Consider the following 15,629-nt stretch of genomic DNA (forward strand, 5'->3'; position numbering starts at 1 on the left):
TTCAATGTCTTCAAACTTAATTGCCTTGGTAATATCCACTTTAGTCATATTTATTTTACCAAAATATTTAGGTGTTGAAGAATATGGATATTGGCAGTTATATATATTTTATTCTACTTATGTTGGGCTGTCGCAATTAGGATGGAATGATGGTATTTATTTAAGGTATGGAGGAATTCAATATGATGCTTTAGATAAAAAAACTTTTTTTTCTCAATTTATTATGATGTTTGGTAGTCAAACTATTTTTGGAATTCTAATTTGGATTTATACTATTTTTTTCATTCAAGATTTAAATAAAGATTTTATTATAATTATAGTATCAATATCTATGGTTATTTTGAACACTCGAGTTATGCTTTTATATATTCTACAAGCAACGAACAGAATTAAAGATTATGCGCGTATAACTCTATCTGACAAAATGATATTTATAATTCTAGTGATCATCTTTTTGTTTTTTGGAATTAGAGATTTTAAAGTAATTATTTATTCAGATGTAATAGGGAAGTTTTTCTCTCTCATTTACGCTATGTTTTTATGTAAAGAAATTGTTTTCAATAAAGTAAATTATTTTTATTTAACTATCAACGAAATGGTAAATAATGTTGCGGCGGGTATAAAATTAATGTTTGCTAATGTTGCTGGTTTATTAATTGTTGGAGTTGTTAGGCTTGGAATAGAGCGTACTTGGGATATCACGACATTTGGTAAAGTCTCTCTGACTTTAAGTATCTCCAATCTTTTAATGGTATTTATAAATGCCGTAGGAATTATTATTTTTCCAGTTTTAAGAAGAACTAGTATTAATAATCTACCATCTATCTATATGAATATGAAAACATTCCTGATGATTCCATTAATAGGAGTTTTAGTTGTTTACTACCCATTAAAGACAGTATTAGCCATTTGGTTGCCTCAATATGCCGAAAGTCTAATATACATGGCTCTTCTTTTTCCGATATGTGTATTCGAGGGGAAAATGGCTTTATTAATAAATACTTACTTAAAAACTTTGCGTAAAGAAAAAGTAATATTAATGGTTAATATTATTTCACTAATTCTAAGTATAATCTTAACTTTGTTATTTACATTCTTTTATAAAAATATTATTTTTGCGATTTTATCCATAGTCATAGTTTTGGCTGTACGGAGTGTTATAGCAGAAATCCTGCTTTCAAAAATTCTTAAAATATTTATTTTAAAAGATTTGCTTTTAGAACTGTTGATGGTTTTTATATTTATAATAGCAAGTTGGTATTTAAGTTTTTGGTTAGGATTACTTTTCTATTTAAGTTTTTATGGTATTTATATTTTTATAAAAAGGAAAGATATTGGGGAGACTCTTAAATACATTAAAAGGTTAGTAAGAAAAGAAGAAGAAATTTAATTTTTCACTTATTTTTTTGATATCCTTATTAAATCATTCAAAACATTAAAATATGCAATTAAAATTAAAACACAGATTTAATAATAGAAAGGAGCTAGTATGATGAAAGGTATAATTTTAGCAGGAGGAAGTGGCACCAGGTTATATCCTTTAACCATGGTGACAAGTAAACAATTATTACCTATTTATGATAAACCCATGATTTACTATCCATTATCTACATTAATGTTGGCTGGTATTAAAGAAATATTAATAATTTCTACCCCAGAAGACACGCCAAAATTTGAAGAATTACTAGGAAGTGGTTCTCAGTTTGGTATATCTTTGGAATATAAGGTGCAACCATCTCCAGACGGTTTAGCTCAAGCATTTATACTAGGAGAAGATTTTATAGGAGAAGATAGTGTTGCTTTAATTTTAGGAGACAATATTTTCTATGGCCATGGGTTTACAGAATTATTAGAGAACGCAGCATCGAGAAAAAATGGTGCAACTATCTTTGGATATAATGTCAAAGATCCAGAACGGTTTGGGGTTGTAGAGTTTGATAAACATGGTAAAGCAAAATCTATTGAAGAAAAACCAGCATATCCAATCTCTACGTATGCAGTCACTGGACTATATTTTTATGATAATAGAGTAGTAGACATTGCGAAGAAAATCAAACCTTCCAAGCGTGGAGAATTAGAAATAACTGATATAAATCAAGAATACTTAGTTCTTGATGATTTACATGTTGAATTATTAGGTAGAGGTTTTGCTTGGCTAGACACGGGTACTCATGAGTCTCTACTTGAAGCTTCTTCATATATTGAAACCATTGAAAAACGTCAAAGTCTTAAAGTCGCTTGTCTTGAGGAAATTGCTTATCGAAAGGGCTATATTACTAAGAAACAATTAATAGCCTTGGCAGAACCGTTGAAGAAGAATGAGTATGGTCAATATCTTATGAGACTAGCTAATCAACATATCGATATGCTAAATAGAGAAGAGGTTTTAGGATGAATTTCATTAAAACGAAGTTGGATGGAGTACTAATTATTGAACAAAATGTTTTTGGTGATCATCGAGGATGGTTTACTGAAACTTATAATCAAGAAAGTTTTGAGAAAGTAGGACTAACTTTAAGTTTTGTTCAAGATAATCATTCATTTTCCGCTACTAAAGGTACTTTAAGAGGTTTACATTATCAGCTAGCTCCAAAAGCTCAAACTAAGTTAGTAAGATGCACTAAAGGATCAATTTATGATGTAGCTGTTGATATAAGAAAAGGCAGTGTCACATATGGAGAATGGTTTGGAATTGAACTAACCGCTGAAAATAAAAAACAATTGCTAGTACCTAAAGGTTTTGCCCATGCTTTTATGACTTTAACAGATGATGTAGAAGTTCAATATAAAGTGGATGAGCTCTATTCACCAGAAAATGATCGTGGAATTGTATGGAACGATCCGGACATCGGAATTGAATGGCCAATGTCTATTAAACCAGTTCTATCTGGCAAGGATGAGAAAGCACCTCAGTTAAAAGATGCTGACAATAATTTTACATATGGAGCTGAGTAAATGAAAATTTTAGTTACAGGTTATAAAGGTCAACTTGGTTATGATGTAGTTCAAGAAGGTCTTAAAAAAGGATTCGATATGATTGGTATTGATAGAGAAGAAATAGATCTTACTATCAATGAAGATGTAAATTCATATGTAAGTAAGATAAATCCAGATGCAATAATCCATTGTGCAGCTTATACTGCAGTCGATAAGTCGGAAGAAGATAAAGAAGGCTGCTGGAAAGTAAACGTTGAGGGCACTGAGTATCTTGCAGCAGCAGCAAAGAGTATAAAAGCTAAATTTATTTATATCAGTACGGATTATGTATATGACGGAGAAGGTAAACAACCTTTTGTTGAAACTGATGTTCCGGACCCTCAAGGTTATTATGGTTTAACAAAGTATGAAGGTGAAAAAAAAGTAAGAGAATTACTGGAAGAGTACTTTATTGTACGTACATCATGGGTTTTTGGAATTAACGGTAACAATTTTATTAAGACAATGCTTAAGTTATCTGAAACGAGAGATGAATTAAACGTGGTTGGCGATCAAATTGGTTCTCCTACCTATACATATGACTTAGCAATTCTATTGATTGATATGATTCAAAGTGAAAGGTATGGACTTTATCACGCCTCTAACGAAGGATTTTGTAGCTGGGCGGATTTGGCTGAACAAGCATTCCGTATAGCTGGAAAAGAAGTGAAAGTAAATGCTATTACAACAGAAGAGTACCCAACCCCAGCTATTCGACCTAAAAATTCACGGATGTCAAAACAAAAATTGCTTGATAATGGATTTAATCTATTACCATCGTGGCAAGATGCGGTAAAAAGATATGTAGACGAGCTTTATCAAGAGGTGAAATAATAGTGAAACAGAAAATTTTGGTTACAGGCGGAGCAGGTTTTATCGGAGGTAATTTTGTTCAATATATGGTAAAGAAATATCCGGACTATGATATCTATAATTTAGACTTGTTAACATATGCTGGAGATTTAACTAAGCATAAAGAAATTGAAAAGCAAGCTAATTACCATTTCTTAAAAGCTGATATTGCTGATCACCAAATTATTAACGATTTATTTAACAAATATAAATTTGATTTTGTAGTCCATTTTGCAGCTGAAAGCCATGTGGATCGTTCAATAACTGATCCGGGTATCTTTGTTCAAACCAATGTTTTGGGTACCCAAGTGTTATTGGATGCAGCTAAAAATATAGGAGTAACCAAATTTGTTCATGTTTCTACAGACGAAGTATACGGGGAATTGGATTTTGATCCTACAACATTTTTTACTGAAGAAACACCAATCGAACCTAATAGCCCTTATAGTGCAAGTAAAGCTTCTTCAGACTTGTTGGTTCGGGCTTATCATGAAACGTTTAATTTGCCGATTAACATCACCCGCTGCTCGAATAATTATGGTCCTTATCATTTTCCGGAAAAACTCATTCCTTTAACAATATCACGCGTATTGAATGACCAAAAAGTTCCTGTATATGGAGATGGGAAGAATATTCGTGATTGGTTACATGTAATTGATCACTGTGCAGCGATTGATCTCGTTATGCATAAAGGTGGAAATGGAGAAGTATATAATATTGGCGGACATAATGAAAAGACTAATTTAGAAGTTGTGCAAACAGTCATTAGCACATTAGAAAAATCAGAAGAGTTGATTGAATATGTTAAGGATCGTTTAGGGCATGATAAACGGTATGCTATTGATCCGAGTAAGTTAGAAAAGCTTGGATGGCAGCCAACCTACACATTTGAAACAGGAATTGCCCAAACTATTCAATGGTACCTTGATAATAAAGACTGGTGGGAAAGAATTATTTCTGGAGAATACCAGACTTATTTCGAAAAGCAGTATTCAAAATAAGGTTCCTTTCTTTCTTTGTCTCAGGAATTTTAATACTAAGAGAGTAAGGAGTGTTTACATTGTTTAAAATTGCAGTAGCAGGTACAGGATACGTCGGCTTAGTAGCAGGAGTATGTTTTGCTGAAAGAGGCCATCAAGTAGTCTGTGTAGATATAGATGAAAATAAAGTAAACCTGATGAAATCAGGAGTATCTCCTATATATGAAACAGGTCTAGAAAAATTAATGAAGAAGAACTACGAAGCGGGAAAACTTGAGTATACAACTGATTATAAATCAGCTTATAAAGATGCAGATGCAGTATTTATAGGTGTGGGAACACCTGAAAATGAAGATGGCTCTGCTAATCTTTCATACATTGCAACTGTCGCTCGACAAATTGCTGAAACGATTGAAAAAAATTGCTTAGTAGTAGTTAAGTCTACAGTTCCAGTTGGAACAAATGATAAAGTTGAACAGTTTATCCATGACTTCTTAATTAACGATGTAAGAGTAGAAGTTGCTTCAAATCCTGAGTTCCTGGCACAAGGATCTGCAGTGCACGATACTTTGAACGCGAAGAGAATCATTATTGGTACAGAGAGTGAATGGGCAGAAGATCTTTTACAAAAAATTTATCAGCCATTTAAATTACCTATTGTATCTGTAAACAGAAAATCTGCAGAAATGATTAAATATGCTTCTAATGATTTCCTTGCTTTGAAGATATCTTATATGAATGATATTGCAAACCTTTGTGAATTAGTAGGAGCAGATGTTCAAGATGTAGCTAAAGGGATGAGTTTCGATGATCGAATCGGTAGCAAGTTCTTGAATGCTGGTATTGGATATGGTGGATCTTGTTTTCCTAAAGATACGAAAGCTCTTGAATACTTGGCCACTCAAAATGGCTACGATTTGAAAACAGTCAAAGCTGCGATTGATGTAAATAAAGATCAAAAGACTTTATTGTATAAAAAAGCTAGTAAACGTTTAATTACATTTAATGGTCTTAAAGTTGCTATTTTGGGTCTTACTTTCAAACCTGGAACAGATGACTTAAGAGAAGCTCCATCTTTGGAAAACGTGCCTTTGTTGTTAAACCAAGGTGCCGAGATATATGCCTATGATCCAATTGGTGCAGAGAACTTCGCTAAAGCCTTTCCAGAGGGCAAGGGCGGTAAAGGCAGCATCAAATATGTATCAAGTGTTGAAGATGCTTTAGAAGATGCAAATGTATGCTTCATCTTTACTGAGTGGGGAGAAGTTAAAGCTGTTGATGCAAAAGCGTATAAAAAATTGATGAGAACTCCATTGGTCTACGATGGTCGTAACCTTCATAGTGTTGAAGAGATGGAACAAGCTGGAGTAGAATACTATTCAGTTGGTCGAGCTCCGGCAAACCAAGACGCGCTTAAGGAGATGAGAAAGCTTGAGTTACAAGCCTCTAGACTCTAGTAAAGTATATTTCGTTACCGGTGCAGCTGGATTTATTGGTTATTACCTTTCAAAACGGTTATTGGAATTGGGTTGCCGTGTAGTTGGTATTGATAACCTCAATGAATACTATGACGTGAATTTAAAGCATGATCGCTTAAGCGAGTTAGAATCAAATGAAAAGTTCACTTTTATTAAAGGCGATATTTCTGATAAGGAATTAGTTTCTAATCTCTTTGAAGAATATAAACCAAACATTGTTGTGAATTTGGCAGCTCAAGCTGGTGTTAGATATTCGATTGAAAATCCGGATGTCTATATTCAAAGTAATGTCATCGGGTTTTATAATATCCTGGAAGCTTGCCGTCATTATCCAGTTGATCATTTATTGTATGCTTCTTCAAGTTCTGTATATGGAGCGAATAAGAAAGTACCTTTTGAGGAAACTGACTTTGTGGATAATCCAGTTTCTTTGTATGCTTCTACCAAGAAGTCGAACGAATTGATGGCTCATACTTACAGCCATCTTTACAAAATTCCAGCAACCGGACTTCGTTTCTTTACAGTTTACGGACCCATGGGGCGCCCTGATATGGCGTACTTCGGATTCACTGATAAATTGTTTGCTGATGAAGAAATAAAGATTTTTAACAATGGTGATTTTGAAAATGACTTATACCGTGATTTTACATATGTCGATGACATTGTACAAGGTATCCAACGGCTCTTGTCGAATCCGCCAAGCGAAGCCGGTGAAGTTCCACATAAAGTATTTAATATCGGAAATAGCAATCCAGAAAAGCTGATGGTGTTTATAGAAACACTTGAGAAATGTTTAAGTAATAGTTTAGGAAGAACAATAGAGTTCAAGAAGAAGTTTGAACCAATCAAACCAGGCGATGTTCCAGCAACCTATGCTTCTACTAAACTATTAGAACAAGCGATTGGCTTTAAACCGAAAACCTCTATTGAAGAAGGTCTTCGGAAGTTTACGGATTGGTACTGTGAATATTATAAAAAGGCCTAATTTTTTGATAAATAGTTCAATTAATTTACAAAAAAATAAGACTAAGTAGTAAGGTCTAAAGTATAAGTGGGTGCAAAAATGAAAGTGAAAAAAGCGATAATCCCTGCAGCTGGGCTCGGAACAAGATTCCTACCTGCTACAAAAGCAATGCCAAAAGAAATGCTGCCTATCGTCGATAAGCCGACGATTCAATACATCATTGAAGAAGCGATTGCTTCTGGTATAGAAGACATCATTATCGTGACTGGTAAAGGCAAACGTGCGATTGAAGATCATTTCGATCATGCGTTTGAATTGGAAGATACACTGATGAGAAAAGGTAAGCAAGAAATGCTAGATTCTGTCTTAGAAACTTCTAAAGTGGAAATTCATTTCATCCGCCAGAAGCAACCACTTGGCTTGGGACACGCCATCTGGTCAGCGCGTAAATTTATCGGCAACGAACCTTTTGCTGTATTACTAGGCGATGACATTGTCGAAAACGATGAACCCTGTTTGGCTCAATTGATGAATCAACATGAAAAGACAGGCAAAAGCGTCATCGGCGTACAGCAAGTAGCGGAAAAAGACACGAATCGCTACGGTATTATTGATCCTGTTTTGGTCGATGGAAAATTGATCAAAGTGAAGAAATTTGTCGAAAAACCTGCTGCTGGAACAGCCCCATCGAATTATGCCATCATGGGTCGCTATATCTTAACACCGGAAATCTTCGAATACTTAGGAGAGCATGAATACGGTGCAGGGGGAGAAATCCAACTGACTGATGCGATTCAAAAGTTAAACGAAGTCCAGTCGGTTTATGCCTATGAGTTTGATGGCCGCCGTTTTGATGTGGGCGAGAAATTCGGCTTTATCGAAACGACGATTGAGTTCGCTTTAAAGCGTCCGGAACTGAGAGATCAGTTGCTGGAATTATTTAAGGCTAAGCTAAATGAATCGCTGGTTAGAAATGACCAAACAAAAACTATTAGATAATTAACAAGCAGCTTACATATTGAAAATATGTAAGCTGCTTTTATATACAAGTAGCTTACAGGAGCAACAATATAACTATTTTCTTATAAATTATAAAGTAAAATTTATATTAAGTTTATTTAATCGAGTTAATTTCATAATTCCGAGCCCTTACGGCTCTAAGTGTGAAACGGCACAAAAATAGAGCACCTCCCCAAATCCTGTATAATGGGAGTCACCAACAACACACAAACAGTAGGGAAAGCGCTCTATGCCTATTATAAGACAAGATAACCTATTTGACATGCATGAATTATTTGAGATGGAACCTACCCATCGATTTAACGCTATTTTCTCGACAATGGAATTGGATCCGCTTCTGCGCATCTTTGACAAGAAGACGCATCGCGCCAAGAGAACTCAATTACGGTGCCATGATTTATTCGTTGATCACTCGTGTGGTGGAGCGCCCTGAAACAAGATCCTTTTTTTCGGTTTGATTGCGGGTTTCTATTATCGGACGATGTCCCATCTGAAGCTTCTTATTCACGCATGATTACGGCGATCAGTGAAACCGATACGCTGGCGAAAGTGCAAGACGTTCTTGTGGCTCTAGCGATCCAAGAAGGCTACATCACCGAAGAATCTCTTGCCATTGATGCCACGCATTTTGAAGCGCGTGACAAACCGGAAGCCGCCGTGAAAAAGGAAAAGCCGGCTCCGAAAAAACGGAGACGAAAGCTCAAGAGCGAGCAAGCCGTCCAACAACAACAGGAAGCTGACAAGACGCTCTACGAAAAAGAGATTGTCCATCAATTGGATGCCTCGGTTGAGGCGCTGGTAACCGAGATGCCAATTGCCCCGAAATGGGGCATTAAGAAAAACAGTGACGGAAAAAATACATTTTGATTCGGCCACAAAGCCCATTTGGCTGTAAGTACGAACAGCCAATACATTATCAGGAGGCTCATGAGTTCCGGCAGTTTGAGTGACGGGAAAGCCGCCATCCCCCTCTTGAAGCAAATCCAGCAGACAATGCCAGGTCTTTTTCAAGCGAGCATCATGGACAAGGGCTACGATTACAAACCCATCTACCGACAATTGCAGGAGATGAACCTGGATGCCGCCATTGCGTACGGCCCGCGCAGAGAAGAAGAAGTCGTCGGCTTTGATGAACATTTCGCCCCCACTTGCGTACGGGAACACGCGTATCGCTACGACAGCTATAACGCCAAATACGAAACCCTGAAATATTCCCGTCCCAAAGAATGTGCAACCTGCCCGTTGAAGGATGATTCCTTGTGCCAAAAAATCTTTAAGATCAAAAGGTCAGTAGACCTTCGTAAATATACATCACCTGCCAGAGGCTCCTTGAAATGAACACTGTATTATAAGCGGGCTGCAGTAGAGCGCATCAATGCCTATTTAAAAGAGTATTTCGATTTAAATAACGTTCGGCATCGGACAGGCAAGAAAGCAAAAGTCCATTTTCAATTCTTCACCTTAATTTACAACGCATCCCGACTGGCGAGCGATCGAAAGCCTCCAAACAAGCCGTTTTAGCAGTCGCTTAAATTTTAAACCAGCAAAAATGGCTTAAAAAACCGTCTACACTTTTTTAAAAGAGCGATTTATGAAATTGATTCAATCAGATATTAATAAGTTTAATTGCTTAGAAGCATTTAATTACTCTTGAAAAGATTATATTAAAATTAGTAAAGTAATAACTGTTAACAATATTTATTAGTTTCTATATTTTTAATGAAGGAGAGGATATTTTTTGCGAAAATCAGTCAATAAAAATTTTTTTCACATTAAAATTATTATTTTAATGTGTTTTCTATTCTTATTTCTGTTTTATTTCTGGACTATAAAGGATTCAAGAGTTACAATTTTAACTTTTGGTGCTTTAGGAGATGATCAGCAAGAAGATACAATTGCTATCCAAAGAGCAATTGATTTTCAGAGTAATCGTGGAGGCGGAGTAGTTGAGTTTCCTAAGGGAATCTATTTAATAGATGCATCGAAATCAGTTGTCTTAAAGGATAATATTACATTGGATTTTAAGAAAGGAGCTATCCTACAAGCTATTCCTAGTGAGCTAGAAAGCTATGAAATCGTGAAAATTAGAGATGTAGAAAACGTTACACTTACAGGAGATGTTAGAATTATAGGAGAACGTAGTAGTCATATAGGTTCAACAGGAGAATGGGGATTCGGAATAAGCATTATGGGTTCTGAAGATGTAGTAATTAAAAATGCGAATATTTCAGATTGTTGGGGCGATGGAATTTACATAGGTAGCACAGAGAATAAAGAATATAGTAATAAAATAAAAATAATAAATGCGACTTTAAATAATAATCGAAGACAAGGCATATCAATTATTTCTGCTAGAAATTTGGAAATAACTAATCCGAAAATTCACAATACAAATGGAACAGCTCCACAGAGTGGGATAGATATTGAACCAAACTTTCCGTCAGATTACCTAGAAAATATAAAAGTAAAGAATCTTATTACATCAAATAATCTCGGCTATGGTTTACAGATATACTTAATAAATTTAAAAGGTAGCACAAATCCAGTTAGTATTGAAATTGAAACCTCAAAGAATCTACCCGATGGAATTTATTTAGGAGAATATGAAGGAATTAAAGGTGAAATAGTAATTAAAGATTACTTTTCTCATATATTAAAGTGAAATTTGTAACGGTCAAGTAGGTGGAAAATTTTCCGCAAATAAGATAAGTTCTCACGCTCTTTTGGTGAGGTTTCTTTTTATTACTTTTCGGGTATAAGAATACCAGAAACCCGAAAGGTCGTTGAACGAGATGAAGACCTCAATGGAAGAAGCCTTTTTCCATTTAGACGAAAACTGATTACAGCCAAGAAAATATACCACCTCTGCCATATTTCTGAGCCACTTCGGACATAAAATAGAGCCACCTCTGCCTTCAAGAGAGCCACCTTCTGTATACTTAGTTTGCGCAATATTGCGCAAATTGAATGTACAGGAGGTTTTTTAATGGTAAGCGTCCAATAGCGAGCACGTTCTAATAGAAGATTCTTCATGAGATACTCTTTTCAGATTTGAATTTCTGGGAGGGGTTTTTTTTGAAAAGAAAAGAGAAAGAATTGTATTGGACCGAGCAGATCAGCGACTATCGGCAAAGTGGAGAACCTATTGGACGTTTACTCTTATTTATTACAAGCAGACGGAGGAAGAACTCTTTTTCATTGTTGAAGTTCAATCCTCCTCAGCGCTATGTCCTGCTTGTCGTCAGATTTCTCGTCGTCTACACAGCCGTTACTGCCGGAAAGTGGACGACCTGCCTTTGTTAGACCGGCAGGTACATTTTCAGGCTCTGCTGCACAAATGGTTTTGTGATAACTCGGATTGTCCAATGAAAGTGTTCACAGAACGGTTAAACTGGCTTCAATCTTATAAGAGAAAGACCGAGCGCTTGGAGAACGTCATCGAAAAGATCGCTTTTTCCACAAGTTGTTTAACAGCGGAGAAAGTTTGTCAGGCGATGCACATTCCCGTCAGCCATGACGCGCTTCTCAGACGCGTGAAAGCGGCGTCGTTTGAACTGACGCCGCCTTCCTTTCGTCGGCATTGATGATTTTGCCTTTAAAAAGCGCTTCACTTACGGAACCCTATTCATCGATTTACAGAGGCATAAACCAATTGATGTGCTGAATGCATATAGCCATCTAAAAGAACCACCTGTGCCAAATTCCAGAACCACTACGGACAAAAAATAGAACCACTTAAGACATGAGAGAACCACTCCTATATAATTGGTTTGCGGAATATTCCGTAAATTGATTGTGTAGGAGGTTTTTTATGATCAAATATCGAGAGATTCTCCGGCTGGATGCTCAGGAGGTATCCAAACGGGGAATCGCAGCCAGCTGTAAGTGCTCAAGGAGTACGATTAATGATGTGCTGGAGCAAGCAGAAAAGAAAGGGATTTCCTGGCCTTTGCCTGAGGAGTTAGGAGACAGAGAGCTTCAAAAGCTTCTATTCCCCGAGAAACATGTTAAAGACGAAAGGTACTTACCTGACATGGACTACGTCCATAAAGAAATGGCGAAAACAGGCGTTACGCTCTCGCTCCTCTGGCACGAATATGTAATCGTCTGCCGAAACGGGAATCAGATTCCCTACAGCTATCGGCAGTTCTGCCGGGAATACACGAAGTTCGTCACCACAACCAAAGCGACTATGCGCATTAAACGAAAACCGGCTGAAACCCTGGAAGTCGATTGGGCCGGCACTTCGATGAGCGTAAGAGATCAAACAACAGGTGAAGTACATGAGGTGTCACTTTTTGCGGCCACCTTGTCCTGCAGTGGCTACTCGTATGTCGAAGGGTTCTATTCAATGAACTCGCTTCACTGGATTACCGGACATATCCATGCATTTGAATTCTTTGGAGGCGTCACGCAGACGATTGTGCCCGATAATTTGAAAACGGGAGTCGAAAAGCCTTCTTATAGCGATCCCGTGATCAACCGGACTTATCAAGAATTGGCAGAGCATTATCACACCGTCGTCATCCCGGCACGCGTCAGGAAACCTAAGGACAAGCCCAGTGTCGAAGGAACCGTTGGCACCATCACCACCTGGATTATCGCTTCACTGAGGTACCAAGTTTTCTTTTCACTGCAGGAGCTGAATGAAGCCGTCCGGCTTAAGCTGGAGGAATTCAATGAAAAAGAGTTTCAAAAGAAAAAAGGAAGCCGGCTTACTGCTTTCTTGGAAGAGGAGAAGTTTGCGCTTCTCCCGCTGCCTGCTTCCCGGTATGAAATGGCTCAATGGAAGAAAGCCACTTTACAACCAGATTATCATATTGAGGAAGACAAGATGTATTATTCGGTGCCTTATGAATACATTAAACACGTGGTGGAAATACGGTTGACCCGAACAATGGTGGAAGTATTTTTCAACAACTTCCGAATCGCTTCCCACAAGCGATTGTTCGGTAAAGATGGGCAATCTTCGACGGAATTTGATCATTTGCCAGCCAAACATCAGCAGTTTCTTACGTTTACACCGGCGCATTTCATTGAATGGGGAGAGTCCGTCGGACCCTCTACGGAAAAAGCTGTTCGCACGATTCTAGCCAATGGCACCAATGAAAAGCAGGCACTCAAGCTGTGCTTAGGGTTATCTAAACTCGTTGCACAGTACAGTGAACGCGAACTCGAGGTAGCTTGTGAAAAGGCATTGGCCTTCTCTCCGAGAGTGAGCCTGAATACGGTCAAAACAATTCTCAAAACAGAGCGTGACATCAAAACGACGACGCAGTCGCAAAAGAAAACTGTCAGCCTTTCAAAAGAGCAAGGATTTGTCAGAGGGGCAGACTATTACGGGAGGAAAGATCAATGACCATTGAATCTACAATCACCAAACTAAACGAAATGCGCCTGAGCGCGATAGCCGACACCTATTATAATCAAATGAACGACCCTCAATACCGGGAACTATCTTTCGAAGATCGCTTCAATTTATTGATCGACAGCGAGTACATCCGCCGGAAGAACAGCAAATTAGAACGGCTGATCCGTACAGCGAATTTGCGTATGCCAGATGCTTGCATCGAAGACATCCACTACCACGAAGACCGCAAGCTGGATCGCACGACCATCTTGCGTTTAGCCAGCTGCAATTACATCGGAGAGAAGCAGAACGTCATCCTGAAAGGGGCATCTGGAAACGAAAAATCTTATTTAGCATGCGCGCTTGGCGTCAGTGCTTGCCGAAATGGCTATACGGCCAAATATATGCGCCTGCCAGAATTACTGGATGAACTGGCTCTGGCTCGATTAAATGGGACGTACCAAAAGATCATGAAAGCTTACCGAAAGGTAAACTTATTAATTTTAGACGAGTGGCTGCTTGTTTCCTTGACTGAGCATGAAGCGCGAGATGTACTGGAAATCGTCGAATCGAGATACCAAAATGCCTCCACTATTTTCTGTTCGCAGTTTGAACCTAGCGGTTGGTATGAGCAGATCGGGGAAGCGACGCTCGCCGACGCCATCCTCGATCGGGTCATCCATAGTTCGCACTCTCTCTTTATCGATGGGAAGATTTCCATGCGCGAAAGGCTTGGGATTCAGTCATAAGAATAAAAAACCGCCCTTGGGCGGTCTTCTTATTTTTATGACTGGTTCTCAGATGTCCGAAGTGGTTCTGGTTTTTGTCCGAGGTGGTTCTATTTTATGGCACGAGTGGTTCTCGAGCTTGTCCTTCTTCACTGAATACACGAGAGGCCGTTGATGTAACAGACTGGCTCCAAAAATATCCAGAGATTGAACTGATTACGCGCGACGGCTCTAAAACTTATGTCGCAGCGGTGAAAAAAGCTTCTGCCACCATTCTCCAAGTAGGCGACCGGTGGCATCTTCTTCATCAGCTATTTGAAGCCGTCAAGAAAGCACTTTTTGGTATCTTACCGGCGAAATGGGCACCTCCTTCACCAAATAAACCAATTGCTTCAGAGGAAGAAGTGGATGTCCCTCTTCGCAAAAGTGAAACTCAACGTACGCAGAATGAAGAGAAAAGATGGACCCGAATCCAACAGGTACAATCTCTGTTCAAAGAAGGATATTCTAAAGCTGCCATTCAAAGAAAACTTCACCTCTCAAGCGGAACAGTTTACGCTGATCTGCAAAAAAAGGAAAAGCCAAACCATAAACGGACTTCTCCCTTCAAACGATTTCATTCCCTTATTCGATCCTTAGTCCAAGAAAAGCAGACGGTGAAACAAATTGAAGCTACTTGTCGTGCAGAAAGCTACCGAGGATCTTTCGGTACCTTAAATAACTTAGTCGCCGAAGAAAGATGCCAAACCAAACCGGCGACGATTTCGGTCCGCCAGAAAGTCCTCCGTGTGATCTGGGATTTCGAAAAAGGTAATCACCGGGAACGGATTCATGAGTTGCATCCGGATTTACTGAAGATGTTCCCGCAACTGATGAAGCTCGATGAGCTGGTTCACCCATTCCGAGCATTATTTAATGAAAAAAAAGATGAAAACTTGATGAGCTGGATAGCGTCTTACGAACATGTTGACTTCTCTTTTGTTCAATCATTTATTCATGGAGTCCTTCAGGATTTGAGCGCAGCCAAATTAAGCATCGAAGCGCTGTGGAGCAACGGACCGGTAGAAGGACAAGTGAACCAATTAAAAACCATTAAACGCGTGATGTATGGACGAGCCGGTTTTCAAGTGTTAAGAAACCGGGTTCTTTATCAATGGTCATTATCTTAAAATAGCCGGAGATTTTTTCATGAAAGACTTCAAACATTTTCCCCAAAAGAGCGTGAGAACCTATCTTAATTGTTATAAATTGCTCTCTAGTTTAGCATTTACAAAATTTCAT

The 15,629-nt window shown here is 38.1% G+C and carries 13 protein-coding genes and 1 pseudogene; all 14 read left to right on the forward strand.

All coding sequences use genetic code 11. The annotated features are described in order from the left end of the window. Positions 1-1,390: polysaccharide biosynthesis protein (locus QMA04_RS04105; RefSeq protein WP_290184043.1), on the forward strand; the 1,390-nt coding region annotated here is incomplete at its 5' end. 102 nt (positions 1,391-1,492) lie between these two features. Further along, positions 1,493-2,395 carry a glucose-1-phosphate thymidylyltransferase RfbA gene (rfbA, locus tag QMA04_RS04110; RefSeq protein WP_290184673.1) on the forward strand — a complete coding sequence of 301 codons (903 nt, stop codon included), beginning with the start codon at positions 1,493-1,495 and terminating at the stop codon, positions 2,393-2,395. Beyond that, the gene (gene rfbC / locus QMA04_RS04115) at positions 2,392-2,955 is read left to right on the forward strand and encodes a dTDP-4-dehydrorhamnose 3,5-epimerase (RefSeq protein WP_290184045.1); all 564 of its coding nucleotides are present in this window, start codon (positions 2,392-2,394) and stop codon (positions 2,953-2,955) included. Before rfbA ends, rfbC begins: the two co-directional genes overlap by 4 nt. Beyond that, the gene (gene rfbD, locus QMA04_RS04120; protein ID WP_290184047.1) at positions 2,956-3,810 is read left to right on the forward strand and encodes a dTDP-4-dehydrorhamnose reductase; all 855 of its coding nucleotides are present in this window, start codon (positions 2,956-2,958) and stop codon (positions 3,808-3,810) included. It begins immediately after the preceding gene. Further along, positions 3,810-4,829: a dTDP-glucose 4,6-dehydratase gene (rfbB, locus tag QMA04_RS04125; protein ID WP_290184676.1), complete on the forward strand. Its 1,020-nt coding sequence runs from the start codon at positions 3,810-3,812 to the stop codon at positions 4,827-4,829. The genes rfbD and rfbB overlap by 1 nt, the downstream gene beginning before the upstream one ends. A gap of 59 nt (positions 4,830-4,888) precedes the next feature. Next, positions 4,889-6,265, forward strand: coding sequence for a UDP-glucose dehydrogenase family protein (locus QMA04_RS04130; RefSeq protein WP_290184049.1), 1,377 nt, complete (start codon positions 4,889-4,891; stop codon positions 6,263-6,265). Then, positions 6,240-7,271, forward strand: a complete 1,032-nt coding sequence (locus QMA04_RS04135) for an SDR family NAD(P)-dependent oxidoreductase (protein ID WP_290184051.1) — start codon at positions 6,240-6,242, stop codon at positions 7,269-7,271. The genes QMA04_RS04130 and QMA04_RS04135 overlap by 26 nt, the downstream gene beginning before the upstream one ends. A 78-nt stretch (positions 7,272-7,349) precedes the next feature. Then, positions 7,350-8,249, forward strand: coding sequence for a UTP--glucose-1-phosphate uridylyltransferase GalU (gene galU, locus QMA04_RS04140; RefSeq protein WP_290184053.1), 900 nt, complete (start codon positions 7,350-7,352; stop codon positions 8,247-8,249). Between the two features lie 250 nt (positions 8,250-8,499). Then, a pseudogene (locus tag QMA04_RS04145) lies at positions 8,500-9,791 on the forward strand (transposase). A 217-nt stretch (positions 9,792-10,008) separates the two neighbouring features. Then, positions 10,009-10,932: a right-handed parallel beta-helix repeat-containing protein gene (locus tag QMA04_RS04150; protein ID WP_290184055.1), complete on the forward strand. Its 924-nt coding sequence runs from the start codon at positions 10,009-10,011 to the stop codon at positions 10,930-10,932. A gap of 439 nt (positions 10,933-11,371) precedes the next feature. Then, positions 11,372-11,854 carry a transposase family protein gene (locus QMA04_RS04155; protein ID WP_290184057.1) on the forward strand — a complete coding sequence of 161 codons (483 nt, stop codon included), beginning with the start codon at positions 11,372-11,374 and terminating at the stop codon, positions 11,852-11,854. Between the two features lie 227 nt (positions 11,855-12,081). Next, positions 12,082-13,629 carry an IS21 family transposase gene (gene istA, locus QMA04_RS04160; protein ID WP_290184059.1) on the forward strand — a complete coding sequence of 516 codons (1,548 nt, stop codon included), beginning with the start codon at positions 12,082-12,084 and terminating at the stop codon, positions 13,627-13,629. After that, entirely contained in the window at positions 13,626-14,369 is a 744-nt protein-coding gene (gene istB / locus QMA04_RS04165) for an IS21-like element helper ATPase IstB (RefSeq protein ID WP_290184061.1), read from the forward strand. The genes istA and istB overlap by 4 nt, the downstream gene beginning before the upstream one ends. An 83-nt stretch (positions 14,370-14,452) precedes the next feature. After that, positions 14,453-15,517: a transposase gene (locus QMA04_RS04170; protein ID WP_290184677.1), complete on the forward strand. Its 1,065-nt coding sequence runs from the start codon at positions 14,453-14,455 to the stop codon at positions 15,515-15,517. Positions 15,518-15,629: the final 112 nt, after the last annotated feature.

It is taken from the genome of Planococcus sp. APC 3900 (assembly GCF_030407735.1).
In the GTDB taxonomy this organism is placed as follows: Bacteria; Bacillota; Bacilli; order Bacillales_A; family Planococcaceae; genus Planococcus; species Planococcus notacanthi.

Bases quoted from the DNA above. Each gene is read 5' to 3' on its own strand.
- istB (WP_290184061.1), top strand. From the start codon at position 13,626: ATGACCATTGAATCTACAATCACCAAACTAAACGAAATGCGCCTGAGC.
- rfbD (WP_290184047.1), top strand. From the start codon at position 2,956: ATGAAAATTTTAGTTACAGGTTATAAAGGTCAACTTGGTTATGATGTA.
- galU (WP_290184053.1), top strand. From the start codon at position 7,350: ATGAAAGTGAAAAAAGCGATAATCCCTGCAGCTGGGCTCGGAACAAGA.
- rfbA (WP_290184673.1), top strand. From the start codon at position 1,493: ATGAAAGGTATAATTTTAGCAGGAGGAAGTGGCACCAGGTTATATCCT.
- rfbC (WP_290184045.1), top strand. From the start codon at position 2,392: ATGAATTTCATTAAAACGAAGTTGGATGGAGTACTAATTATTGAACAA.
- istA (WP_290184059.1), top strand. From the start codon at position 12,082: ATGATCAAATATCGAGAGATTCTCCGGCTGGATGCTCAGGAGGTATCC.